Genomic DNA, 25,791 nt, shown 5'->3' with positions numbered 1-25,791 from the left:
CGGGCGGGCGCCGCGCCCCCGCGGCGCCGGGGGCCGGCTCGCCGCGGGGGCCGCGGCGCCCTGTGCGGGGTGGGCGACGGACCGTCGCCGTGGGTCAGGTGGCCGTGGCGCGCCAGCGTTGCGCGGGGGTGCCGGTGTCGGTGGCCTGGACGACCGGTCCGGCGGACGTGGCGGTCAGCGACAGGCCGCTGTGCTTCGCCTTCAGGGTCAGCCGTCCGCCCTCGGCGCTGATCGTCCAGCGCTGGTTGGCGTTGCCCGTGCAGGTGTACTGGACCACCTGCACGCCACTGGACTGCGCGCTGCCCGCGACGTCCGCGCACAGTCCGCTGCCGGCGTTTTTGATCTGGTAGGAGCCGTCGTCGTCGTTGCGGGTGACGTTCCACTTCTGCGCGGGTGAGGGGGACGGTTCACCGAGCCGCAGCTGTCCCGCACTGGTGTCACCGGGCGCCTCCAACTGCCCCGCGCCGCCCTCGTTGCCCAGTGTGTACTGCCCGTCGGCGATCGGCGGCGGGACCGCCTCCTCGTTGCCGACGGTCATCGCGAAGACGTGCACGGCGCTGTTGGCGGGGAGGGTGACCGCGGCGACCTCCTTGGCCGGGTCGACGCGCAGCGTCTTGGTGTAGAGGCGATAGTCCACGGTCGGGTACGCCGGTCCGGACGGGGTGTTCTTGCCCTTGGTGCTGACGGCGATCCTGGCGCCGTAGCGGTCGGTGGGCAGACAGCACCAGTTGGGGAAGCCCAGGGTCGCCTCGGCCGTGGAGCCGTCGGTGTAGTGGACGGTCGCCGTTCCGGCCGCCGAGCCGCTGGTGCCGGTGCCGAGGAAGGCCAGCGCGTTGCCCTTGCGCTGTCCGGGCACCTTGATGGTCTGTCCGCTGCCGGTGACGTTGTCCACCGTGCCGGGCCTGGCGTCGGGCCAGTCGAAGGTGAAGCCGTTGGCCTGGACGGTGGCACCCGGCGACACGCCCTTCTCGGCGAGGCGCTCGGCGATGAAGCTGGAGCCGCCGCCGTCGATGTCACCGGGCCCGGGACTGTCCGCTTCGGTCACGCCGATGTTGTCGGCGGCCGAGGCGAGCGAGGGATGGGCCAGTGTGGTGCCGGTCCGGTCCTGTACGGCGTACCGGCCGTCGCGGGTCTCGTAGGCGACGGAGGCCTTGATCTCGTAGCGGCCCGGATCGGCGCCCCGGGGCGGGGTCAGCGAGAAGCGCGCGGTGAAGGCCGCGCCGTCGGCCAGCGCCTTGGTGGAGGTCGGCCCCGCCGGGCGGACCTCCCAGCCGTCGGGCGCGTCTACGGCGGTGCCGGTCACGGCCACGGGCTTGCCGGTGCCGTTGGCGAACGTCGCCTTCACTTCCTGGGTTTCGCCGGTCGCGGCGACAACGGCGGTCGTGGCTTCCAGGCCGACGGCCCGGTCCTGCGGGTGGGTGCCGCCGACGGAGCCCGCCCCGTCGATCCGCACCGTCAGCGGCCGGTCGGTCGCGGTCTTCTCCGTCGTGATGTGCACGGTGCCGGTCGGCTCGTCGTAGTACCAGCCCGAGCCCGCCGCCTTCAGCTCGGCCGCCGATCCGGATTCCGCCAGCCGCTGCCGGCCGACGCTCACGGTCGCCGGTGCGCTGTGGGTGTGCACGGTCAGGCCGTAACGCCGCTGGTCCGGCTTCCCGTCGTAGGTGCCCTCCAGCGCGCCGACGCGGACCTCGACCGGGCCCCGCTCCCGCGCCCTGGGTGCGCTCACCTCGAACTTCTGGGTGGCCCAGGCGCCCTCGGCGTGCGCCCGGGTGCGGCCGTCGTCCTCGTAGTGGACGAAGGAGGAGTCGCCCTCGGGGTAGACGTCCAGGTCCAGGCGTCCCGCCCGCTTGCCCTGCTGCCAGTCGGTGGTGCCCTCGGGGAACATCGGGACGATCGCGCCCGCCCGCACGAACAGCGGCAGCGTGTCCAGCGGCACCCGGTAGCCGTCGAGCGTCCGACCGCCCTCGTACACCCGGCCCGTCCAGTAGTCGACCCAGCGGCCCGCGGGCAGATGGATCCCGTCGCGGACGTCGCTGTCCTCGTACACCGGCGCGACCAGGAAGTCGTCGCCGGCCAGGAACTCGTACTTCGCCTTGTCGCCCCAGGTCGCCGGGTCGTCCGGGTAGTTGAGGTAGAGCGGCCGGGTGGGTCCGACGCCCGTCTTCGCGGCCTGGGCCGTGTGCGTGTAGAAGTACGGCAGCAGCCGCTCGTGCAGCAGCAGGTACTTCTTGTTGACGGCCGCGTACGGCTCCCCGTGGCGCCACGGCTGCTTGTCGCTCGCCGCCCAGCCGCTCATCGAGTAGGTCATCGGCAGGAACGCCTTCCACTGCAGATCACGCACATAGGTCTCGGCGCTGCCGCCGAAGATGCCGTCGATGTCGCCGGTGGTCATGTGCTGCCCGGACATCGTGGAGCCGGCGTACGTCGGGATCTGCCAGCGGATGTAGTCCCAGGAGCCGGACTGGTCACCGCTCCACATCGCGCCGCAGCGCTGGGTACCGGCCCAGCCCTCGATGGTCAGCACGGTGGCGCGGTCGGCACTGTGCTCCTCGATGCCGCCGCGCGCCTTCTCGCAGGCGTCGAGCGCGAAGCGGTAGCCCGGGCCGACCCAGGCCACGTCGGTCTTGCGGACCCGCACCCCGGCGCGGACCTCGGACTCCTGCTCGGTGAGCTCCGACTCGGTCCACAGCCCGAGTTCGCTGCCGCGGTCGTTCAGCATCCTGCCGGTCTCCGGCAGGTCCTCGTAGCCGCAGCCGTAGCCGTCGTTGACGAGCGTCCAGCCGAGCGGGATGCCCCGGTCCGCGTAGCCGTCGGCGATCGCCTGCGCGTCGCGCAGGGTCTTCCGTTCGCCGCGGTTGGCGTTGTGGAGGTAGCAGTCGGCGTCGCCGACCTCCAGCGCGTACATCGGCATCATCGCGGGACGGCCGGTCAGTTCGGTGTAGCCGTCGATGACCTGCCGGGCGTCACCGACGAAGTAGTAGGCGTCGAAGCGCTGTTCACGGTGGGTCGTGCGTACGGGGGCGCCGAAGTCGTAGCGGCCGGGCGCGAAGGTGTTGCGCAGGACGCCGTAGCCCTGGCTGGAGAGGTAGAACGGCACCGCGTTCGGGTTGCCGCCCTCGTTCCAGTTGTAGTCGCGGTCGATGTCGATCGTCTCGCCCCGGTGGCTGAACCGCCCGTTCTGCATGCCGCCGCCGAAGAACTGCTCGCGCTGCCCCTGTTCGAGGGTCTGCACCGTGCCGTCGCCGGACCAGGACAGCGGCGCGCTCTCCCGCCACAGCGGCTTGCCGCTGTCGTCCGCCAGGGTCAGCGTGACCGGCGATTTGGTGACGGTCAGCACCGCCTCGTCGGTACGGATGGTGTACGCGTCGTCCGACTCGGAGTACGTCGAGCCGGCGCCCCGGTAGTCGCGTTTGACGACGATGTCGGCGTCGGGTGCCTTCGGGTCCGCCGGGTCTTCGTTGGCCGGGTCGCCGAACCGCCCGTCGGGAGCGAGGTGGACGCGGAAGAGGTCCTCGTCCTGGAAGTCGATGCGCAGCCTGGCCGGGCCGGACTCCACGGTGTAGGTGTCGCCGTCGGCACGGAAGCCGGTGAGGTCCCCGAGACGGCCGGTGTCCGGCTCGGCGGCGGGTGCTGCCGCGCCGGCGGGCAGCGCGGCGGGGACACCTCCGACCAGCAGCGCCGCCAGGGCGGCCACGAGGAGACTTCTTCGAGGGCCAGGTCTCATGGAGGAACGCTCCAAATCTGCGGGGATCGGTGCGACGAGGGCCGGAGCGAGGGGCGGCATCCTGCAACTGCGTGCCGTCTGAGGGCTCTTGACGGCGACTGAGCGACCGTGGACGGCGCCATCGTCCACCGAACCAGCGAGGAGTGACAAGAGTTGTGCGCAACATCCTCGTTCCTTGCATCCGCGAGCATGGCGACTCGGGTACGGGTGGCCTTCGCGGCATGTGCCGGCCCGCGCGGAGCACGCGACGCCGTGGGCCGACGATCGCCCTCTTCGCGCAGATCGGCGCGGGATAGACTCCCGGCACGAGCGAGGAGGAACGAGTGGCGGCACATGCGCGGTGGACCCAACTGCTCGAAATCCTCGGCGAGGAGCGCCGGATCGACGTGCTGGAGGCCGCCGAGCGACTGAACTGCTCCGCTGCCACGATCCGGCGGGACCTGGACGAACTCGCCCGGCAGAACCTGCTGACGCGCACCCGGGGCGGCGCCGTGGTGAGCGCTGTCGCCTACGACCTGCCCCTGCGGTACAAGGTGGCCCGCAGGGCCGACGAGAAGCTGCGCATCGCCAAGGCCGCCGCCGAACTGATCCCGTCGGGTTCCACCGTGGGGATCAACGGAGGCACCACGACGTCCGAGGTGGCCCGGGAACTGGCGATGCGGCCCGGCCCGGCCGGCGAGAGCGGGGGCATCACCCTGACCGTCGTCACCAACGCGATCAACATCGCCAACGAACTCGCGGTCCGCCCGCACGTGAAGATCGTCGTGACCGGCGGGGTGGCCCGGCCGAACTCCTACGAACTCGTCGGCCCGCTGGTGAACAGCGTCCTCGACAACCTGGCGCTGGACTACACGATCCTGGGGGTGGACGCCGTTCACCCCCGCCTGGGAACGGCCACCCACGACGAGTCGGAGGCCGGTGCCAACCGCGCTCTCGCGGAGTGCGCGAACAAGGTGATCGTCGTGGCCGACTCGTCCAAACTGGGGCGCCGGGCCTTCGCCCTGGTGTGCGAGATGAGCGCCGTGTCGGTGCTCGTGACGGACAAGGACGCGCCGCGGGACATCGTCGAGGAGATTTCCGGCCGAGGCATCGACGTGCTGTGCGTGTGACGCGCGCCTGACCGGCAGCACACCGTCCCCGTCGGCACACCGGTTCGAGAGCCAGGACGGCACGACAACGCCCTCGATCCGTCAGGCGGGTGACACGTGCGCGCGGCAACTTCCCCCTTCTTGCTCGTTTCTGATTACTCCAGCCTTCCAATGAGCATCTATTGACACGGAGTTGTCGGCTCGCCACAGTCGTTCCGCAGGAGCCAGTCGGTCACTCACGAGGAGCGTCGTACGCATGCCTGAGATCCCCGAAGTCTCCCGCCGTTCGCTCATGGGCGGAGCCCTGGTCACCGGCGCGACCCTCGCCGGATTCGGCGCCGGCCCCGCCTCCGCCGTCCCCGCGGCCCCCTCGCGCCTGCCGGACGGCGCCGCGGAGCCGAGGCGCCACAGCGGCCAGAAGTCGATGATCAACGTCGCCTTCGACTCCCACCGGACCGTCCGGGTCGGCCTCATCGGCCTGGGCAACCGCGGATCGGGCATGAGCACCGGCTGGGCAGCCGTCCCCGGCTGCACCGTCACCGCGGTCTGCGACATCCGCGCGGACCGGGCCCGGCGCACCGCCGACCGGCTGGCCGCCGTGGGCGAACCGCGGCCCGCCGAGTACGGCGGCTCCGCCACCGCGTACGAGCGGATGCTGCGCCGCGAGGACATCGACCTCGTCTACATCGCCACCCCGTGGGAGTTCCACTACGAACAGGGCAGAGCCGCGCTGCTGGCCGGCAAGCACGTCATGGTCGAACTGCCCGTCGCCACCGAGCTGCACGAGCTGTGGGACCTCGTGGACACCTGCGAACGCACCCGCAGGCACCTGATGCTCGCGGAGAACTGCAGCTACGGCCGCAACGAGCTGGCGATCCTCAAGATGGCCCACGACGGGATGTTCGGCGAGATCACCAACGGCCACGGCGGATACCTGCACGACCTGCGCGCCCTGCTGTTCTCCGACACGTACTACACGGACGCGTGGCGACGCATGTGGCACACCCGCAGCATCGCGTCCTTCTACCCCATGCACGGTCTCGCGCCCGTCGCGGCCGCCATGGACATCAACCGCGGGGACCGGATGACCACCCTGCGGGCCACCTCCACCGAACCCAAGGGCCTCGCCGACTACCGTGAGCGCTTCGTCGACAGGTCCCACCCGTCGTGGAAGGAGACCTACGTCAACGGCGACCTGATCACCTGCCTCATCGACACGGCCAAGAGCCGGGTGATCCGCGCCGAACACGACGTCAGCTCCCCGCGGCCCTACAGCCGGATCAACACCATTGCCGGAACCCGCGGCATCTTCGAGGACTACGCCGGCACGTCCGCCACCGGCGCGCGCGTCTACGTCGAGCCCGACCACAGCAAGCACGCCTGGGCCGACTTCGCCCCGTACCGCAAGGAGTTCGACCACTGGCTCTGGACGAAGATCGGTGACGACGCGGCCAACAACGGCGGCCACGGCGGCATGGACTACGTCCTGCAGTGGCGCACGGTGCAGCTCATGCGCGCCGGACTCGTCCCGGACATCGACGTGTACGACTCCGCCGCGTGGTGCTCCCCCATTCCCCTGAGCGTCAGGTCCCTGACCGCGGGCGGACGCCCGGTCGCCGTTCCCGACTTCACCCGCGGCTCCTGGGTCAACCGCCGCACGGGCCTGGACTCGCGCCCGTCCGAGATGCCGCCGGTGGACTGACCACCGCCGTCACCGGGCGACCGGCCGGGCCACCCGAGGCCGCGGCGCACGCCGGTGAGTCGTCGCCAGTCGGCCGACGGGGTCGAGAGGGCTGAGGGGTCGGCGCAAGGTGAGAGGTCCCCGCGGGAGGGAGAATCCCGCTCAGTCGGCTGCGTCCGTGCCGTCCGCGTCGTCCGCGTCGAGGACGCGGTCGTCCCGGTGAGTGCCGTAGTAGGCGCTCTGCCGGGCCATGATGTCGCGCATCGGTGTGTCGCGGGAGACTCCGTACACCGTGCCCGGGAAGTCCAACTCCCGCTGCACTTCCCAGAGTTCGTCGTGCTGTCCCGGGGCGAACAGGCGTGCCGGGTCGCCCGCCGCGATCCAGCCGATGGGCAGCACCGTGCCGGGCGCGAGCTTCGAGTTGACGTGCAGCACGCTGTTGATCCGCAGTTCGGCTCCCGCTCCGGCCACCGAGCCGGGGAACGGCGAGGCGCCGGTGGCGACGAAGACCTCGTCCTCGACCGTTGCGCCGTTGACGTGGGCGTGCGGACCGATCAGTACGGCGTCGCCGATCACCGCCGGGTGCCGGGCCCGGCCGCGCACCAGCGCGTTCTCCATCACGACCGTGTTCTCGCCGACACGGATCTCGCCGTCCTCGGCGGTGAGCACGGCGCCGTGCAGCACCCGTGCGCCCTCGCCGAGCACGACCGCGCCGCACAGGGTGGCGGAGGGGGCGACATGGGCGGACTCCGGGACGACCGGTCGTCTCCCCCGGTGTTCGATCAGCATGCGGGACTCCTTGCCGTCCGGTGCGGCGGACACTGGCGTCAATTCTCCATGGCCCGTTCGATGAGGGTCTGAAGGTACAGGCCCCGCCGTGCGTCGAGTCCGGTCGCGGTGTGCGTGCGCACGGCGGTGGCGAACTCGCGGCGCAGGACGGGCCAGCACTCCTCGTGGTCGAATCCGGCGGTGTCGTAGACGACCGGCGGCCTGGCGCCGTAGAGCTCCACGCGGGTGCGGACCCGCGGCACGTTCACCGAGCCGGACAGGGAGGCCTGGCTCACGGCGCCGTTGGCGTGTTCGCAGGTCAGCTCGATCCAGTGGCGCGGGTCCCCCGTGCCGCGGACGTGGACGACCGGACCGACCGCGGCGTCGAGGAGGTCCAGGAGGTGCGGGCCGAGGTCGAGCAGGGCGCCGTGCTCCAGGCGCCAGCCGGTGGCGAGGTCGCCGCCGAGGAACGCGCCGTGGAGGTAGCAGGCGCGGGCGCCGGCCACGTCGACGGTCCGGGCCGCGTCCAGGAAGGCCCGCGTGGCGGGGTGATACCGCTTGGTCAGGACGAGTTGGGAGACGACACCGGCGTCGGCGACGGCGTCCGCGAGTCGTCGTGCCGACGGCAGGTCCGGGCCGAGGGGTTTCTCCAGGAGCAGGGCCTTCCCCCGTTTCGCGGCGAGCGGGGCCAGTTCGGCCTGGACGGCGGGCGGGACGGCGAAGGCGACGGCCTCGCAGCTGTCGAGCAGCTCGTCGAACGTGGTCGCCACGCGGGCGCCGTAGGGAGCAGCGGCCTGCTGCGCGGCTTCGATGCGGCGTGCCCAGACGGCGGCCAGCCGCGTCTCGGGGCCGGCCGCGAGCATGCGGGCGTGCATGGCCCTGGCCCAGGGGCCGGCGCCCACGAGACCGACGTCCACGGGTCGGTGGGGCCAGGGAGCGGATGTGCGGGTCACGTGGTTCCTGTCTGCGTGCGGTGGCCTGCGCGGTCAGGACGCGAGGCGGTTGAGGCGGGCGTCGGCACTGGCTGCCGAGTAGAGGAACTCCACGACCATGGCCGCGGCTCCGATCAGACCGGCGTGGTCGCCGAGACGTGAGGTGACGATCTGGAGGCTGCCCGTGCTGCGGGGCATCGCACGCTGGTACAGCAGTTCGCGCACCCCGGTCATGAAGGGCACCCCGGAGAGGTCGCCGGCCAGCATGAGCACCCCGGGGTTGAGGAGGGTGACGACGGTGACGAGGACCTCGCCGACCCGCCGGCCGGCCTCCCGGGTGAGGCGGACGGCGTCCGGGTGGCCCTCGGCGAGGAGACGGCCGACGTCGGACCCGGACGCGGTGTCCAGGCCGAGCTCCGACAGCTGTCCGGCCAGCGCCCGCCCGCTGGCGACGGCGGCCAGGCAGCCGCGCGAGCCGCAGGTGCACACGGCGTCGGGCCGGTCGTGGAGCCGGATGTGCCCGATGTCGCCGGCACCGCCGTCGACGCCCCGGAAGACCTGGTTGCCGATGACGACTCCCGCGCCGATGCCGGTGGACGCCTTGACCAGGACGAAGGCCGAGCAGTCCCGGTGGTTGGCCTGGTGCTCGGCCAGCGCCATGAGGTTGGCGTCGTTGTCGACGAAGACGGGGACGGGACCCTCCTCCATGCTGGGGCCCACGTGTTCGGCGTAGGCCCGCTGGAGGCGTTCGCGGACCGGGTACTGGTCCCAGCCGGGCATGCTGGGGGGTTCCACGACCCGGCCGGTCTCCCAGTCGACCGGGCCGGGCACGCACAGGCCGATGCCGCAGACAGCGGCGCCTTCGACACCGGCGGCGGCGATCAGACCGGGGAAAGACGCCGCCATCCGGTCCAGCACGTGCTCGGGGCCCTCGGTGATGTCCAGGGGCCCGGTGCGCTCGGCGAGGACGGTGCCGGTCAGGTCGAGGACGGCGAGGCGCGCGTGCCGGGTTCCCAGGTCGACGGCGACGACCGACGCGTGGGCGGGATCGAAGTCGATGCGGTGGGACGGGCGGCCGCCGGTGGAGGTGCCGCTGGTGTGCCGCAGCCACCCGGCGCGGTTGAGCAGGTCCAGGCGCTGGCCGACGGTGGAGCGGGACAGTCCGGTGACGTGTTGCAGGTCGGCGCGGGTGTTGGCCCGGCCGCTGCGGATCAGCTGCAGCAGGTCGCCCGCGCTGGCCTGGTTCGGCGTCATCGGTGGTTCTCCCATGGCGTCAGCTCTTGTCGGCGCCGCTGGTCAGGCCCTCGGTGAGGAGGCGTTCGGCGGCGAAGAACAGAAGTACCACGGGAATCGTCAGCACCACGGAGCCCGCCATCAGGACGGTCTTGGGCACTTCGATGCCGTTGGACAGCTGGGCGAGGCCCAGGGACACGGTCCAGTTGTCCGGGTCCGCGGCCAGGAACAGCAGGGCGAACAGGAACTCGTTCCAGGCGATCATGAACACGTAGAGCCCGGTCGCCATGAGGGAGGGCATGGCGAGCGGCAGGATCACCTTGCGGACGGTCTGCAGCCGGGAGCAGCCGTCGAGGGCCGCCGCCTCCTCGACGGAGTGGGGGATGGTGACGAGGTAGTTCCGCAGCATGTAGATCGACACCGGCACGGTCTGGGCGACGTAGACGATGGCGAGTCCGACCAGGCTGGAGGACAGGCCCATCCTGGCGAAGATGACGAACAGCGGGACGGCCAGCAGGGTCGCCGGGAACATGTAGACGGCCAGGAACAGGGCGCTGACCTGGCGGTGGCCGAAGAACTTCAGCCGGCTGACGGCGTAGGCGCCGGGCACCGCGGCGAGCAGGGTCAGGGCGACCGTGCCGAGGGACACGAGGGCGGAGTTGAGCAGGAACTTCGTGAAGCCCTGACCGCCGTCGTCGGTGGACCGCAGCACGTCCTGGTAGGTGCTGAGGGTGAAGTCCTTGGCCGAGATCCACAGGGATCCCGGGTCGAGCAGCAGTGCGTCGATGGGCTTCAGCGACAACAGCAGCATGTAGTAGAAGGGCAGCAGGGTGATCACTGCGAGGAACGTCACGACGATCCAGCGCAGCACGCCGAAGATCCTGTCCTCGACCTGGGCCCGGGTCAGGGCCGCCTTGCGGGTCGTCACGATTCCTCCTGGACCTTGTTGGCGAAGAACTTGAAGTAGAGGCCGAGCAGGATCATGAGCGAGACGGCCAGGACGAGCGCCTGGGCGGCCGCGGCTCCCACGTCGTAGCGGGCGGTGAGGAAGTCGTAGACCCGGACGGCCGCGACGTCGGTGCCCGCGCCGCCGCCGGTCAGCAGGTAGACGTCGTCGAACTTGTTGAAGGTCATGATGAACCGCAGGACGCACAGCAGGGCCATGACCGGCATCAGCTGGGGCAGCAGGATGTGCCGGAAACGCTGCGTGGGGGTGGCGCCGTCCACCATGGCGGCCTCCTCCAGGCCGTCCGGGACCGCCTGCAGCCGGGCGAGGATGAACAGGAAAGCGAAGGGGAAGTAGCGCCAGATCTCGAAGACGATCACCGTCAGCAGGGCCAGCGGGATGTCGAAGTGCACGCCGAGCAGGCCGACTTCGTACTCGCGGGTGGAGAGGAAGGCGATGGGGTCGTCCCAGCCGAACAGGCGCCGGCCCCAGTCGTTGACGACGCCGTACTGCGGGCTGAGCGCGACCTCCCAGACGAACGCCACGGCGACGACGGGGGCGACGTAGGGCAGCAGCATCGCGGCGCGCAGCAGTCCGCGGCCCCGGAAGGGCCCCCGCAGGGCGAGCGCGGCGATCAGGCCCAGGGCGACGGAGCCGAGGGTGGAGCCCGCGGTGTAGATCAGGGTGGTGCTCAGGCTGGACCAGAAGCCGGCCGAGTCGAAGACCTGGGCGAAGTTGTCCAGGGACCAGTTGCCGAACAGGCCCATGCCCTGGATGTCGACGAGCTTGGCGTCCTGGAACGCCAGCAGCACGGTCCACAGGATGGGCAGGACCACCACGACGAGGACCACGAGGAAGGTGGGCGAGACGAACGCGAGGCCCGCCCGGTTGGCGCGCCGACTGGCGGTCATCGGGCGCCGGGTCCCGGTGCTGGGCCGGTCCTCGGACCGGGGGTCGGTGTCCCGGCGCTGCGGTGCGCCGGCTGGTGCTGTAGTCATGAGAAGACCTTCGTGACGAGCAGGCGGACGGCTACTGCAGGGACTTCTGGAGGGCGGCGACTTCGTCGGCGGCTTCGCGGGCCGCCTCGGTGGGCGAGAGCTGTCCGCCGGTCATGGCGCCGATGGCCTTCGGCACGGGCAGTTCGCCGTTGGTGGCGCCGACGAGTGCTCCTTCGCCCTGGGTGATGCCCCAGCGACCCATGTTGCTGACGCCGTCGGCGAGCTGATTGAGCAGGCTCGCGGGGAAGACCTGGTCGAAGGGCTTCTTGGTGTCGACGCCGATGTCGCTGTGGCGCCAGGCGTCGAGGTAGCGGTCGGGCTCGGCGGCGGTGCCCTCGCGGACGGGGATCTTGCCCTCGGGTGCCATGCCGAACCAGGCCTCGTAGCCGGAGCCCATCACGTACTCGACGAACTCGCGGGACGCCTCGGTCTCCGCGGTTTTCGTGGTCACCCAGGAGGTGATCTCGCCGAACTGGGCGGCCCCGGTGGCGTCCGGGCCCTTCATGGCGGTCACGATGCCGCTGTTGCGCGACAGGTACCGCGGGTCGTCCTGGCACCGGGGGCAGCTGGGCAGGGCGTCCTTGCGCAGGCCGGCGAGTTCGTCCAGCAGGAACGAGGACCAGATGATCATGGAGGAGCGGCCGGCGAAGTAGGTCGCGCGGGTGGAGTCCACGGTCTGGGTGCCCGGGGCGCCGTAGGTGCGGGCGAGTGCGTCGTAGGTGCGGAACGCGGTATGGCAGCGCGGGGATTCGAGGGCCACCTCGTGCCGTTCGTCGACGAGTTCGCAGCCGTTGGCGAGAGCGAGGCTCTCGAAGCTCTGCGAGGTGAAGACGTCGCCGGGGTCGGTGGCGGCCGAGATGCCGTCGTTGCCCTTGGCGTCGAGGGCCTTCGCGGCGGCCAGGGCCTTGGCATAGGTGTCGGGGGCCGCGAGGTGTTTCGCGTCGAACTGGTCCTTGCGGTAGACCAGCAACTGGAGCCAGGCGTCGGAGGGTACGCCGAGACTGGTGGCGCCGTCGGACGTCAGGTCCAGGGCGTTGGCGTTGAAGGTGCCGCGGCCTAGTCCGGCGATGATCTCCTTCGGGATGTCGGTGTTGAGCAGCCCGCTGCTGTACATCTGCCAGACCTGGCCCAGGGGAGCCGCGCCGATGACGTCGGGCAGCGTGCCCGAGGCCGCGGCCGACATGATCAGCTGGGGCATCTGGCCTTCGTCGACGCCGACCAGCTTGACCTTGATCCCGGTCTTCTTCTCGAACCCGTCGACGATCCTCTGCGTCGCGGCGACGCGGTCGGGCAGGTTCTCCTGGGACCAGACCGTGATCTCGCGGTCCGGTGTGCCGGGCCCGGTGCTGCCGGCGCAGCCCGTGAGCAGCCCTGCGGCCAGGGCGGCCGTGATGCCCACCGCGGTCGTCCTCGACCGCCGGCTCTTGGTGTGCATTGCGTGTCCTCGTTCCGGCTTACGTCTACTGGGCACGCATCTCAGCATTAGTTTTGCGTATTGACAAGACATAAGTTGTGGTTATTGTCGACGCAACCGCACCCGCACACCTTTCCGGAGCCATCCGTGGAACGCGTCGTACAGTTCACCGGCCCACGCCAGGTGGAGGTCGCCCAGCACCCCAGAGCCGAACTGCCGCCCGGCCATCTCAGAGTGCGCACCCGCTACTCGGGCATCTCGGCCGGCACCGAGCTCACCGCCTACCGGGGGACGAACCCGTACCTGACGCGGACCTGGGATGCGGAGGCCCGGCTGTTCCGGGACGGCGCGGCCGGCATCGCGTACCCCGTGGCCGGCTGGGGCTACTCGGAGGTCGGCGAGGTCGTCGAGGTCTCCCCCGAGCTGGCCGGGACCCCGGGACTGCCCGCCCCCGGCGATCTGGTGTGGGGCATCTGGGGCCACCGCAGCGAGGGCGTGGTCCCGGCCGAGCGCATGATCGGCCACACCCTTCCCGCCGGGCTTGATCCGCTGGCCGGGGCCTTCGCCCGGGTCGGCGCCATCGCCTACAACGCCGTCCTGGCCGGCGACATCCACCTCGGCGAGGACGTCGCCGTCTTCGGCCAGGGCGTCATCGGTCTGCTCACCACCCGCCTCGCCCAGCTGAACGGCGCCCGCGTCACGGCGGTCGACGCCCTGGACGGCCGCCTGGAGACCGCCAAGCGCTACGGCGCCCACCTGACCCTCAACGCCCGTACCGACGCCGTCGCCGAACGCGTCCGCGAGGCGACCGGCGGGCTCGGCGCCGACCTCGCCATCGAGATCAGCGGCGCCTACCCGGCCCTGCACGAGGCGCTGCGCTCGGTCGCCGTCGGTGGCCGTGTGGTGGCCTCCGGCTTCTACCAGGGCGACGGGGCGGGCCTGCGTCTGGGCGACGAGTTCCACCACAACCGCGTCCAGCTCGTCTGTTCCCAGATCGGCGGCGTCCCCCCGCAGGTGTCGGACCGCTGGACCGTCGAACGCCTCCAGCGGACCTTCCTGCGGCTGGTCGCCGAGCAGCAGGTGGACGTCACCTCCCTGGTGAGCCATGTGATCCCGGCCGCCGACGCCGGCGACGCCTATGTGCTGCTGGACGAGCGCCCCGCCGAGGCGCTGCAGGTCGTGCTGGAATTCTGAGAGTCCCGAAAGGCCCCCTCATGCTCAAGACCGCCGTTCAGGAACAACTCCTGCCCGGGGACAGCCTCCAGGCCAAGTGGGACTTCGCCCAGCGGGCCGGCTACGACGCCATCGAGCTGCGCGGCAAGGGCGACCTGCACTTCGCCTCCCGCCTCGGCGAACTCAGGCAGGCCCGCAGGGACGGCGTCGTCATGCCGACCGTGTGCGTGGACATGCTGCACTTCCTCGGCGCCTTCGACGAGGACCTGCGCCGCGACGCCGTCGCGCAGCTGAAGTCGCAGCTCACGGTGATCGCCGAGATCGGCGGCGTGGGCGCGCAGACCCCGGCCTCGTACGGCATGTTCTCCCGCCGCCTGCCGCCCTTCGAGCCGCCGCGCGGCGAGGCGGAGGACCGCGACATCCTCCTGGCCGGGCTCACCGAACTCGGCGAGCACGCCCGCAAGGAGGGCGTCACGCTCTTCCTGGAACCGCTCAACCGGTACGAGGACCACATGGTGAACCGGCTCGGCCAGGCGGCCGATCTGATCCGTGCCACCGGCCTGGACTCGGTGCGGATCGGCATCGACAGCTACCACATGAACATCGAGGAGACCGATCCCGCGGCGGCGATCCTCGCCCACGCCGACCTCATCGGCCACGCGCAGGTCTCCGACTCCAACCGCTTCCAGCCCGGCGCCGGACACCTCGACTGGCCCGCCTGGCTCGGCGCCCTGCACACCATCGGCTACGACGGCCACCTGGCCCTGGAGTGCCGTCTGACCGGCGATCCCGTCGAGGCCGTCCGGTCCGTCCCCGGCTTCCTCAAGAGGTCCGGCGCGTGAAGTCACTCGTCGACCGCCCGGTCCGGCCCGCGCCCACCGCCGCCGCAGACCTGACACTGCGGCGCGGTGCGGCGCGGGTCCTCCTCGACAACTGGACCGGCGCCTCCACCGTTCCCTCCCGCACCCTCTACCCGCACCAGTGGAGCTGGGACTCCGCGTTCGTCGCCGTCGGGCTGCGCCACCTCTCGGCGCGCCGGGCGCAGCGGGAACTGGAGTCCCTGCTGGCCGGGCAGTGGGCGGACGGGCGTATTCCGCACATTGTGTTCAACCCGGAGGTGCCGCACGGCGCGTACTTCCCGAGCCCGGACTTCTGGCAGTCGTCCGGGGCCGGCCGGGAGGCGGGCGCGCCCTCGGCTCCCGAGACGTCCGGCATCGTGCAGCCTCCGGTGCACGCCCTGGCGGCCTGGCTCGTGCACCGGGCCGACCCGGCGGAGTCGCGGCGCCGGGGGTTCCTCGCCCGTGTCCAGCCCCGGCTCACCGCCTGGCACGACTTCCTCCTCAACCGCCGCGACCTGGGCGGCGGGGGCCTCGCGGCGGTCGTCCACCCGTGGGAGCCGGGCATGGACAACAGCCCCTGCTGGGACCGGGCGCTGCGGCGGGTCGAGCCCGCGCCGCCCAGCGCCTTCCGGCGCGCCGACCTCGACCACGGCCACCCCGCCGACCGGCCCACCGACCTGGACTACGGCCGCTACGTCCGGCTGGCCGCCGACTACCGGGAGGCGGGCTACGACGACCGCGTGGTGCGGCACGGCTTCGCGGTGGAGGACCCCTGCTTCAACGCGCTGCTGATCGTCAGCGAACTGGCCCTCGCCGCCATGGCCCGCGAACTGGGCCTGCCCCACGCGCCGTTCACGACGCGCGCCGAGGCTCTCACCCGGCGCCTGGTGGCCCGGCTGTGGGACGAGTCGGCGGGCCTGTTCCGGGTGCGCGACCTGCACACCGACACCCTCGTCCAGGAGCGCGGCGTGACCGGGCTCGTCCCGCTCGCCGTGCCCGGTCTGCCGCCCGGAGTGGTCCGCGCGCTGCACGGCACGCTGAGCGGGCCGCGCTTCCGGGCCCCGGCCACCCGGCTGGTCCCCAGCTACGACCTGACCGGCCCGGCCTTCGACGCCCAGCGCTACTGGCGCGGCCCGGCCTGGTTCAACACGGCCTGGCTGATCCACCGCGGACTGCGCGCTCACGGTCTGACGGAGGACGCCGAACACCTCCGTCGGGGTTTCCTCACGCAGGCGGCACAGTCGGACTTCGCCGAGTACGTCGACCCGGTCACCGGAGAGGGCCGCGGCACCCGCCGCTTCTCGTGGACCGCCGCCCTCGCCCTCGACCTGCTGTGCGCCGACCCCGAGGAGCCCGCCTCATGACCGCGGCCGACACCCGCGTCCAACTGGTGCGCGACGCCACCTTCGTCCGCCTCGACCCCGGCGGCGGCATCACCGGGCTGCGCGGCACCGCACCCGACGGGCTGTTCCTGCGCGACGCCCGCCATCTCAGCCTCTGGCAGCTCACCGTGGACGGTGCGGGCCCGGTCCCCCTGGTGCCCGCCACGGCGGAGACCGACCACACGGCCACCAGTGTCCTGACCCCGGCGGGCACCCGGGACGACCCACCCGCCTACACGGTGTTCCGCGAACAGGCCGTCGGCGCGGGCACGTTGACCGAGCATCTGCGCCTGGTCAGCAACCGCCCCGGCCCGGTGACCGCGCGCATCGACCTCACCGTGGACGCCGACTTCGCCGACCTGTTCGAACTGCGCTCCGACGGCCGGGACTACGCCAAGCCCGACAGCCGTTACGAGACCCGGGCCACCGGCGGCGGCGCCGACTTCGACTACCGGCGCGCCGAGTGGCACGCGCGCACCACCCTCACCTGCCGACCCGCCCCGGACGTCGTCGCCGACGCGCCGTCCGCTCCGCGGCCCACCGCACGCACCCTCAGCTGGCACCTCGAACTCGACGCCCACGAGCAGGCCGACCTCCACCTGACCGTCCGCGCCCACCCGCACGGGCTCCCCGCCCGCCGGCCTTCCGTGCCGCGCCCGCACCGGGGGACGGTGACCGCGACGGACGACCTCGCCCGCAGCTGCGAACGGGGCCTGGCCGACGTCGACCTGCTGACGATCCCGGTCCCCGGTGTCGACGGCGAGGAGGTGTACGTGCCCGCCGCCGGCATCCCCTGGTTCCTCACCCTGTTCGGCCGGGACTCCCTGCTGACGTCGTACTTCCTGCTGCCGTACCGCCCGGACACGGCCGCCGCCACGCTGAGCGCCCTCGCCGCGACCCAGGGCCGGCGCCACGACTCCTTCAGCGGCGAGCAGCCCGGACGCATCGTCCACGAGACCCGCCACGGCGAACTCGCCCACTTCCGCCAGGTCCCCTACGGGCGCTACTACGGAGCCGTCGACGCCACGCCCCTCTTCCTGGTCCTTCTCCACGCCCACCACGAGACGACCGGCGACTCCTCCCCGGCCCGGCGCCTGGAGCAGCACGCCCGGCGGGCGGTGGACTGGATGTTCACCGACGGCGGTCTGGACAAGCACGGTTACCTCGTCTACACGCCCGATCCGGGCGGCCTGATCAACCAGAACTGGAAGGACTCCGCCGGCGCCGTCTGCTTCACCGACGGCACCCAGGCCCCGGGACCCATCGCCGTGTCGGAGGCCCAGGGCTACGCCTACGACGCCCTGGTGCGCACGGCCGCCCTCGCCCGGGACATCTGGCGCGACGAGCCGTACGCGCGTCGCCTGAGCGAGGCCGCCGACCGGCTGCGCAGCCGGTTCGTGGCGGATTTCTGGATGCCGGACGCCGACTTCCCGGCCCTCGCCCTGGACGGCGACGGCCGTCGGGTCGACGCCCTCGCCTCGGACGCGGGACACCTGCTGTGGTCCGGGATCCTCGACACGGAACGCGGCCACCGGGTCGGCCGCCGTCTGCTGGAGCCGGACTTCTTCTCCGGGTGGGCGATCCGCACCCTGGCCGCCGGCCAGCGGTCCTATCACCCGCTGTCGTACCACCGCGGCAGCGCATGGCCGCACGACAACGCCGTCATCGCACTGGGTCTGGCGCGCTACGGGCTCGCCGACGCGGTCCGCACCGTCGCCGAGGGCCTGGTCGCGGCGGCGGCCCGGCACGGCCACCGGCTGCCCGAGGTCATCGCCGGATACGACCGCTCCGCGACCGCCGGGCCCGTCCCCTACGCCCACGCGTGCTCCCCCCAGGCGTGGGCGGCAGCGACACCGCTGGCCCTGCGCACGGCGCTCCAGCGGTGCGCACAGGACGACCGCCCCGGCGGCCGCGTCGTCCCGTAGCCCTCGTCGGCTGCCGTGTCCCTGGCGCCGCCCGGCTCGGGCCGGGCGGCGACGGGCGGCGACGGGCGGCGACGGGTGGCGACGGGTGGCGACGGGTGGACCAGACGTCGCGCGGCGCCCGCCCGGTCCGCAGCCCGGGCCCTCGGCGGCCTTCCCGAGGGCTTCACGGGCGAGTTGCACGCCGGCGCCCGGAACGACACCCCGGGTGGGCAACGCGCTGCCTCGATCGGATGAACTCGTCCGCCATTCGGGCGAGCAACGGCCCACGTCGGGCCCTGGCTGCGAACCGGGAGGACTAGTTTCCGCTGGGCTGGTTACGCACTGACCGCAGGGCGAGGGACGGCCAGGGCGTTCGTTCGCCCCGTGTTGCCGGAGCCCGCGCACCGCCCGTTGCTGATCGAGGGGTCTGATGGCGACACACACGACTGAACCGATTTCCCCGGTACCGGCGGCCGAGGGGCGCCGCAGCCGGGGCAAGGTGATCGTCTCCTGGCTGACCACGACCGACCACAAGAAGATCGGTCACCTCTATCTGCTCACGTCGTTCGGCTTCTTCCTGATCGCCGGGGCGCTGGCCATGGTGATCCGGGCCGAGTTGGCGCGTCCGGGGCTGCAGTTCATCTCCAACGAGCAGTACAACCAGGCGTTCACGATGCACGGCACGATCATGCTGCTGCTGTTCGCCACCCCGACCTTCGCCGGGTTCGCCAACGCCATCATGCCGTTGCAGATCGGCTCGCCGGACGTGGCCTTCCCCCGGCTGAACATGTTCTCGTACTGGCTGTTCCTCTTCGGCGGCCTGATCGTGCTGGGGAGTTTCCTCACGCCGCAGGGCGCGGCCGACTTCGGCTGGACCGCCTACACGCCGCTGAGCGGCCCGATCCGCTCCGGTTACGTCGGCGGCGACCTGTGGATCATGGGGCTGGCGCTGTCCGGGTTCGGCACGATTCTGGGCGCGGTCAACTTCATCACCACGATCATCTGCATGCGCGCCCCCGGCATGACCATGTTCCGGATGCCGATCTTCACCTGGAACGTGCTGCTCACCTCGGTGCTGGTGCTGCTCGCCTTCCCCGTCCTGGCGGCCGCGCTGTTCGCGCTGGAGGCCGACCGGCGCTTCGGCTCGCACGTCTTCTCCCCGGAGAACGGCGGGCCGATCCTGTGGCAGCACCTGTTCTGGTTCTTCGGCCACCCCGAGGTGTACATCCTGGCCCTGCCGTTCTTCGGGGTGATCAGCGAGATCATCCCGGTGTTCGCCCGCAAGCCGATCTTCGGCTACGCCGGTCTGGTCGGCGCGACCATCGCCATCACCGGCCTGTCCGTGACCGTGTGGGCCCACCACATGTTCGCCACCGGCGCCGTGCTTCTGCCGTTCTTCTCCTTCATGAGCTTCCTCATCGCCGTGCCCACGGGCGTGAAGTTCTTCAACTGGATCGGCACGATGTGGAAGGGATCGCTGTCGTTCGAGCCGCCGATGCTGTGGGCGGCCGGCTTCCTGGTCACCTTCCTCTTCGGCGGTCTGACCGGCGTCATCCTCGCCTCCCCGCCGCTGGACTTCCACGTCACCGACAGCTACTTCGTCATCGCGCACTTCCACTACGTGCTGTTCGGCACGATCGTGTTCGCGATGTTCGGCGGCTTCAGCTTCTGGTGGCCGAAGATGACCGGCACCATGCTCGACACCCGCCTGGAGAAGGTCCACTTCTGGACCCTCTTCGTCGGCTTCCACACCACGTTCCTCGTCCAGCACTGGCTCGGCGCCGAGGGCATGCCCCGCCGCTACGCCGACTACCTGGCCGCCGACGGCTTCACGGCCCTCAACATGCTCTCGTCCATCGGCGCCTTCCTCCTGGGCCTGTCCACCTTCCCCTTCCTCTACAACGTCTGGAAGACCGCCCGGCTGGGCAAGCGCGTCACGGTGGACGACCCCTGGGGATACGGACGTTCACTGGAGTGGGCCACCTCCTGCCCGCCGCCCCGCCACAACTTCGTCACCCTGCCGAGGATCCGCTCCGAGTCCCCGGCGTTCGACCTGCACCACCCGTACCTGGCCGAGCTCGACGAGAAGGAGAACGTCGGCAAGCGCGACGTCATCGACGCGGCCGGGCACGAGAGCGACCGGTCGTGAGGGGAGGTTCGCGCCGGCCCCTGGACGCCGGCCAGGTCTCGGAACTCCTCGCGGAGGCCGAGGGCCACCTCATGGCACGGGCATACCGCGACCAGGCGCGCCGTGAGGCCGAGGAACTGTGCGCCCGCCTGCCGTGGCTGACCAGCGGCCAGGCGGAGGACCTCAGCCGCCACTACGTCCAGCGCCGCCTGGCCGTGACCCGCCGCATGCTGCGGGACACCGCGGAGCGGGCCGCCGAACTGCGGGCGGAGTACGAGGCCCGGTACGCCGCCCTCCGCCGCGACCTGCTCAGGCGTCACGCCGTGTGCGCCTGCGCCGTCCTCGCCTGCGGTGTCGGCCTGTGCGCCCTGGCGGGTCTGCTCACCGCCCGCTGAGCCGGGCCGCGCGTGCGCGCCTGCAGCAGTCCCACCAGGCCCCAGCCGCGGCGGGCGGCCTACGTCACCTCTTCGCCCCACTCAGACGTTGCATGTCGCCCCAGGCACTGCCCGCGCGGACGTGGAGCAGGATGCGGTCCTCGACGGGGATGCCGCCCAACCGCTCCCCCGAGAAGTCGGGCGTGAGGCCGGAGCCGATCCGCCAGCCCTCGCCGGAGTGCACGATGCGGATCGTCCCCGGTTCGGCCCGCATCGAGTCGAGCGCGAAGTCCTCACGGCCGGCAGCCGGACTCCGGAGCCAGAGCGCCAAGTGGTAGGCCAACTCGGCCACCGGGAACGCCTCCCCGGACCACACCGCCCGCCCCCGCTCCACCGTCCGCCCGGCAGGCCCTGTGCAGTCGGCTCGTGACCGGCGCGCCGGGGCACGCGTCCTCAGTTGCCGCCCTGCCCCGCGCCTGCCCGCGGCGGTGCCGTGCTCGCTCGGGTCACCAGGCGGGTCGGTACGAGGGTCGTGCCGTGTTCGGGGCCCTCCTGGCGCATCTTGCGCAGCACCGCCTGGACGCAGAGCCGGCCGACCTCGGCGAAGTCCTGGTGGACCGTGGTGAGCGGGGGCAGGAAGGACGCCGACTCGGGGATGTCGTCGAAACCGATGACGCTGACGTCCTCGGGTACGCGCCGACCGCGTTCGTGGAAGGCGCGCAGCAGGCCCAGGGCCATCTGGTCGTTGGCGGCGAAGACGGCCGTGCACTCGGCGCGGGCCGCGAGTTCGAGGCCGGCGCGGTAACCGGACTCGGCGGACCAGTCGCCCCGGACGAGCGGTGGCGCGGTGCGGCCGGCCTCCTCCAGAGCCGCGCGCCAGGCGTCCGTGCGGCGCTGCGCGGCGAAGGAGCCCTCGGGTCCGCCGAGGTGCCAGACGGTGTCGTGGCCGAGGTCGAGCAGGTGCCGCACGGCGGCGCGGCTGCCGCCCGCCTGGTCGGTGTCGACGACGGTGTAGTGGTCGCCCGCGTCGGAGTCGACGACCACGACCTGGACATGCGGCGGCAGTCGGACGGTGGCCGCGTCCAGGAGGTGGACCTCCATGATGACGATGACCGCGTCGACGGCCAGTTCTTCCAGCCGGGAGAACGCCCCCCGCACCTCGTCCTGGGTGGGTATGGCGACCGGCAGCAGCGTGACCGCGTACCCCTCGTGCGCGGCGGAGGTGGCGATGGCCTCCAGGGTGCGGACGTTGCCGGTGGTGGACAGGGAGAAGGTGATGACGCCGATGGTGCGGAACTCGCCGCGTTTGAGGGCGCGCGCCGCGCTGTTGGGCCGGTAGCCGAGTTCCTTCATGGCGGCCAGCACCTGGCGGCGCGTCTCCTCGTTCACGCCGGCGTACCCGTTGGAGACGCGGGAGACGGTCTGGGAGGAGACGCCGGCGAGGCGGGCCACGTCGGCCATGGAGGCCGTGCCGCGGCCACTGCCCCGGGGCCGGCCGCGAGGGCGCTCGGGGCGTCCCTCGGGCGTGGCCGCTCCGGCGGCGGTCGTGTCCGTGGTGTTGCCGGGCACGCTCGCCGGTGTTGTCTCAGCCGTGTCCACTCGCCGTCCGCCACCTCTCTGCCGCTGCTCGGGCCGCTGTTCCGCCCAGGACCCTTGACCGTCCTCAACGGGGCAGTGTAGACATGCCGCCACCAGATGTTTACGTAAACATAACAGCTCACGGCCCCTTTGCGGGGCCGGATGTTTGCGCAAACATCAGCGATGACGCGGCCCCGGCGCAGGCAGGCCACGGCGGCGTCACGGCTCCAGAACCTGGACGAGCGAGGAACGACATGACGACGCTGCAACCGCCGGTGGCCGCCGGGCCGCGGCCGGCGCCACCCCCGGCGAGACGGGACCGCCGCTCCTGGACGGGGTGGGGGTTCATCGGCCCGTTCGTGGCCGTGTTCGCCGTGGTGTTCCTGGCGCCGATCGCGTACTCGGTCTACCTGAGCCTCTTCCGCGACCAACTCATCGGCGGAACCACGTTCGTCGGCCTGGAGAACTACCAACAGGCCCTGCGCGACGAGAACTTCTGGGCCGCGCTCGGCCGGGTCTCGCTGTTCCTGTGCGTCCAGGTGCCGATCATGCTGGGCATCGCCCTGCTGGTGGCCCTCGCCCTGGACAGCGGACGCCTCTACGGCAAGAACTTCTTCCGCATCTCGATCTTCCTGCCCTACGCGGTGCCCGCCGTCGTGGCCACTCTCATGTGGGGCTTCATGTACGGCACCCGCTTCGGTCTCGTGAGCGACCTCAACTCCGCTTTCGGTCTGTCGCTGCCCAACCCGCTCTCCCCCGACCTGGTGCTGGCCTCCATCGGCAACATCGTCACCTGGGAGTTCGTCGGCTACAACATGCTGATCTTCTACTCGGCGCTGCGCGTCATACCGCACTCCCTGTACGAGGCGGCCGAGATCGACGGCGCCGGGCAGATCCGGGTCATCACCACCGTCAAACTGCCCGCGATCCGCGGAGCCCTGGTCATCGCGACGATCTTCTCGGTCATCGGCAGCTTCCAGCTGTTCAACGAGCCGAGCGTCCTGCAGAAGCTGGCGCCCAACGCCATCACCACCGACTACACGCCGAACTACTACACGTACTCGCTGTCCTTCTCCGGTCAGCAGCACAACTACTCCGCGACGGTCGCCATCGTCATGGGGCTGATCACCATGGTCATCGCCTATGTCGTCCAGCTGCGCGGCATGCGCAAGGGAGTGTGAAGCAGCGATGATCAGTACCGTCACCCCCGCCTCCGCCGGTGCGGCGGCCTCCCCGTCCGGCACCTCCCGGTCCGTGAGCCGGCTGCGCACACCCCGGCGCGCACCCCGCCCCGGCCGGCCCCGCCGCAGCGTCCTGCTGACCGTGCTCACCGGCCTGGTGCTGCTCTACAGCCTGGTGCCGCTGGTCTGGCTGCTCATCAGCGCCACCAAGACCCAGCAGGGACTGTCCCGTTCGTTCGGCCTGTGGTTCGACGGGGAGTTCGCCCTGTGGGACAACATCGCGGAAACGTTCACCTACAACGACGGCGTCTTCACCCGCTGGCTGCTGAACACCGTCCTGTACGTCGTGGCGGGCGCGGGCGGTGCCACGTTCCTCGCCGTGCTCGGCGGTTACGCGCTGGCCAAGTTCGACTTCCCCGGCCGCCGTGCCGTGTTCGCCGTCGTCATCGGCGCCGTGGCCGTGCCGGGGACCGCGCTGGCGGTGCCCACGTTCCTGATGTTCAGCAACATGGGGCTCACCAACACGCCGTGGGCGGTGATCATCCCCTCGCTGATCTCCCCGTTCGGCCTGTATTTGATGTGGGTGTTCGCCAGTGAGGCGATCCCGGCCGAACTGCTGGAGGCCGCCCGCATCGACGGCGCCGGCGAGGTGCGCACCTTCTTCCAGGTCGCCCTCCCGCTGCTCGCGCCGGGCATCGTCACCGTCTCCCTCTTCACCATGGTCGCGACCTGGAACAACTACTTCCTGCCGCTGATCATGATCAAGGATCCGGACTGGTATCCGCTCACCCTGGGTCTGAACAGCTGGAACGCCCAGGCCGCGACCGCCGGCGGCCAGCCCGTGTTCCACCTCGTCGTCACCGGCTCCCTCATCACCATCGTCCCGCTCGTCGCCGCCTTCCTGCTGCTCCAGAAGTACTGGCAGTCCGGGCTCGCCGCGGGAAGCGTCAAGGAGTAGCGCCCTTTCCCGATCGCGCCGCCGCGCGGTGCGTCCGCCGTGCCCCGACGCCCGTACGGGTCCGTCGCGCGGCGGTTGTCCCTGCCCCACCAGCCCTCACCGGTCACGGTTCTCGGCCACGAAGAAGTGGAAACACGACCATGCACAAGCACTCCCGCCGCCTGCTGCGCGGCATCGGCCTCGTCTGCGCCCTCGCCCTGGGCGCCACCGCCTGCGGCGGATCGGACGACTCCGGCCCGGGCCCGAAGGCGGTCTCCGAGGCGGACGTCGACGCCGCGCTGAAGAAGGGCGGCACCATCACCGTCTGGGCGTGGGAGCCCACGCTCAAGCAGGTGGCCGCCGACTTCCAGAAGGAACACCCCGGCGTCAAGGTGAACCTGGTCAACGCGGGCACCGGCAACGACCAGTACAAGGCGCTGCAGAACGCCATCTCGGCCAAGAAGGGCGTCCCCGACGTCGCCCAGGTCGAGTACTACGCCATGGGCCAGTACGCGCTGACCGAACAGCTCACCGACCTCAAGGGCTTCGGTGCCGACAAGCTCGCCGACCAGTACTCCCCCGGCCCGTGGAACGGCGTCGGGGCCGGCGGTGAGGGCGTCTACGGCCTGCCGATGGACTCCGGTCCGATGGCGCTGTTCTACAACAAGAAGGTCTTCGACAAGTACGGGATCGAGGTCCCCGGCACGTGGGACGAGTACGTGGACGCGGCCCGCGCCCTGCGCAAGGCGGACCCGAAGGCGTACATCACCAACGACGCCGGTGACGCCGGCTTCACCACCAGCCTGCTGTGGCAGGCCGGTTCCCGTCCGTACAAGGTCGACGGCACCAACGTGAAGGTGGACTTCTCCGACGCGGGCGCCGAGAAGTTCACGGGCACCTGGCAGAAGCTCATCGACGAGAAGCTGGTCGCCCCCGTCACCAGCTGGTCCGACGAGTGGTACAAGGGCCTGGGCGACAGCACCATCGCGACCCTGGCCATCGGCGCCTGGATGCCGGCCAACCTCGCCTCCGGCGTGAAGAACGCCGCCGGCGACTGGCGCGTGGCGCCGCTGCCGCAGTGGCAGGCGGGCGCCGGCGCGAGCGCGGAGAACGGCGGCAGCGCCCTCACCCTGCCCGAGCTGGGCGAGAACGAGGCGCTGGCCTACGCCTTCGTCAAGTACGCCAACGCCGGCAAGGGCGTCGACACCCGGGTCAAGGGCGGCGCCTTCCCGGCGACCACCGCGCAGCTGAACTCGAAGGCGTTCCAGAACGCCGAGTTCCCGTACTTCGGCGGGCAGCGGGCCAACAAGGTCTTCGCCGAGTCGGCCGCGAACGTCGCCGACGACTGGTCGTACCTGCCGTACCAGGTGTACGCCAACTCGATCTTCAACGACACCGTCGGCAAGGCCTACGTCTCGGACACCCCGCTGGCCGACGGCCTCAAGGCCTGGCAGGACGCCTCCGTCAAGTACGGCAACGAGCAGGGCTTCACCGTCGAGAAGTAGCACGCC

The 25,791-nt window shown here is 71.4% G+C and carries 20 protein-coding genes; 11 read left to right on the top strand and 9 right to left on the bottom strand.

Translation table 11 applies throughout. The features are described 5' to 3' along the window. Positions 1–94 precede the first annotated feature (94 nt). Entirely contained in the window at positions 95–3,694 is a 3,600-nt protein-coding gene (locus QC282_RS26325) for a TIM-barrel domain-containing protein (protein ID WP_279552049.1), read from the bottom strand. A gap of 353 nt (positions 3,695–4,047) precedes the next feature. Between QC282_RS26325 and QC282_RS26320 the strand changes: the two genes are divergently transcribed. After that, positions 4,048–4,833, top strand: a complete 786-nt coding sequence (locus QC282_RS26320; RefSeq protein WP_279552048.1) for a DeoR/GlpR family DNA-binding transcription regulator — start codon at positions 4,048–4,050, stop codon at positions 4,831–4,833. 235 nt (positions 4,834–5,068) lie between these two features. Then, a complete protein-coding gene (locus tag QC282_RS26315; RefSeq protein WP_279552047.1) occupies positions 5,069–6,514 on the top strand; it encodes a Gfo/Idh/MocA family oxidoreductase in 1,446 nt (481 codons plus the stop codon). 141 nt (positions 6,515–6,655) lie between these two features. Here QC282_RS26315 and QC282_RS26310 read toward each other — a convergent pair whose 3' ends face one another. From QC282_RS26310 to QC282_RS26285, 6 genes are read right to left on the bottom strand one after another with little or no spacing between them, the layout of a single operon-like run. Then, positions 6,656–7,282, bottom strand: a complete 627-nt coding sequence (locus tag QC282_RS26310) for a gamma carbonic anhydrase family protein (protein ID WP_279552046.1) — start codon at positions 7,280–7,282, stop codon at positions 6,656–6,658. Between the two features lie 38 nt (positions 7,283–7,320). Further along, positions 7,321–8,214, bottom strand: coding sequence for a Gfo/Idh/MocA family oxidoreductase (locus QC282_RS26305; RefSeq protein ID WP_279552045.1), 894 nt, complete (start codon positions 8,212–8,214; stop codon positions 7,321–7,323). A gap of 33 nt (positions 8,215–8,247) precedes the next feature. Further along, positions 8,248–9,447 carry an ROK family protein gene (locus QC282_RS26300; protein WP_279552044.1) on the bottom strand — a complete coding sequence of 400 codons (1,200 nt, stop codon included), beginning with the start codon at positions 9,445–9,447 and terminating at the stop codon, positions 8,248–8,250. Between the two features lie 19 nt (positions 9,448–9,466). Continuing rightward, on the bottom strand, positions 9,467–10,333 hold the full coding sequence (locus tag QC282_RS26295) for a carbohydrate ABC transporter permease (protein WP_279552052.1): 867 nt from the start codon (positions 10,331–10,333) through the stop codon (positions 9,467–9,469). A gap of 17 nt (positions 10,334–10,350) precedes the next feature. After that, positions 10,351–11,370, bottom strand: coding sequence for a sugar ABC transporter permease (locus QC282_RS26290; RefSeq protein WP_279552043.1), 1,020 nt, complete (start codon positions 11,368–11,370; stop codon positions 10,351–10,353). A 31-nt stretch (positions 11,371–11,401) separates the two neighbouring features. Next, positions 11,402–12,805: an ABC transporter substrate-binding protein gene (locus QC282_RS26285; RefSeq protein ID WP_279552042.1), complete on the bottom strand. Its 1,404-nt coding sequence runs from the start codon at positions 12,803–12,805 to the stop codon at positions 11,402–11,404. Between the two features lie 126 nt (positions 12,806–12,931). Here QC282_RS26285 and QC282_RS26280 point away from each other — a divergent pair, with 126 nt between their 5' ends. The 6 genes from QC282_RS26280 (at position 12,932) to QC282_RS26255 (ending at position 20,605) form a co-directional block, all read left to right on the top strand. Continuing rightward, entirely contained in the window at positions 12,932–13,978 is a 1,047-nt protein-coding gene (locus QC282_RS26280) for a zinc-binding alcohol dehydrogenase (protein ID WP_279552041.1), read from the top strand. A gap of 20 nt (positions 13,979–13,998) precedes the next feature. Beyond that, on the top strand, positions 13,999–14,799 hold the full coding sequence (locus tag QC282_RS26275) for a sugar phosphate isomerase/epimerase (protein ID WP_279552040.1): 801 nt from the start codon (positions 13,999–14,001) through the stop codon (positions 14,797–14,799). Next, positions 14,796–16,160, top strand: coding sequence for a trehalase family glycosidase (locus tag QC282_RS26270; protein ID WP_279552039.1), 1,365 nt, complete (start codon positions 14,796–14,798; stop codon positions 16,158–16,160). Before QC282_RS26275 ends, QC282_RS26270 begins: the two co-directional genes overlap by 4 nt. After that, positions 16,157–18,103, top strand: coding sequence for a glycogen debranching N-terminal domain-containing protein (locus tag QC282_RS26265; protein WP_279552038.1), 1,947 nt, complete (start codon positions 16,157–16,159; stop codon positions 18,101–18,103). Before QC282_RS26270 ends, QC282_RS26265 begins: the two co-directional genes overlap by 4 nt. Before the next feature lie 409 nt (positions 18,104–18,512). After that, entirely contained in the window at positions 18,513–20,231 is a 1,719-nt protein-coding gene (gene ctaD, locus QC282_RS26260; RefSeq protein WP_279552037.1) for a cytochrome c oxidase subunit I, read from the top strand. A gap of 71 nt (positions 20,232–20,302) precedes the next feature. Further along, positions 20,303–20,605, top strand: coding sequence for a hypothetical protein (locus tag QC282_RS26255; RefSeq protein WP_279552051.1), 303 nt, complete (start codon positions 20,303–20,305; stop codon positions 20,603–20,605). Positions 20,606–20,669: 64 nt separating this feature from the next. On the opposite strand, the gene QC282_RS26250 is transcribed toward QC282_RS26255, so the two are convergent. Further along, entirely contained in the window at positions 20,670–20,936 is a 267-nt protein-coding gene (locus QC282_RS26250; protein WP_279552036.1) for a hypothetical protein, read from the bottom strand. Positions 20,937–21,037: 101 nt separating this feature from the next. Then, a complete protein-coding gene (locus tag QC282_RS26245) occupies positions 21,038–22,045 on the bottom strand; it encodes a LacI family DNA-binding transcriptional regulator (protein ID WP_279552050.1) in 1,008 nt (335 codons plus the stop codon). Positions 22,046–22,416: 371 nt separating this feature from the next. On the opposite strand from QC282_RS26245, the gene QC282_RS26240 reads away from it, so the two are divergent. From QC282_RS26240 to QC282_RS26230, 3 genes are all read left to right on the top strand, one after another. After that, a complete protein-coding gene (locus tag QC282_RS26240) occupies positions 22,417–23,343 on the top strand; it encodes a sugar ABC transporter permease (RefSeq protein WP_279552035.1) in 927 nt (308 codons plus the stop codon). Between the two features lie 7 nt (positions 23,344–23,350). Next, a complete protein-coding gene (locus QC282_RS26235; RefSeq protein WP_279552034.1) occupies positions 23,351–24,301 on the top strand; it encodes a carbohydrate ABC transporter permease in 951 nt (316 codons plus the stop codon). A 140-nt stretch (positions 24,302–24,441) separates the two neighbouring features. Further along, positions 24,442–25,785 (top strand): ABC transporter substrate-binding protein, encoded by a 1,344-nt coding sequence (locus tag QC282_RS26230; protein ID WP_279552033.1) that lies wholly within the window; start codon positions 24,442–24,444, stop codon positions 25,783–25,785. The last annotated feature ends 6 nt before the right edge of the window (positions 25,786–25,791 follow it).

It is taken from the genome of Streptomyces sp. DH24, assembly GCF_029813775.1.
In the GTDB taxonomy this organism is placed as follows: domain Bacteria; phylum Actinomycetota; class Actinomycetes; order Streptomycetales; family Streptomycetaceae; genus Streptomyces.
The sequence above is the reverse complement of the archived record's forward strand: the minus strand, read 5'-3'. Positions and strand labels throughout refer to the sequence as shown.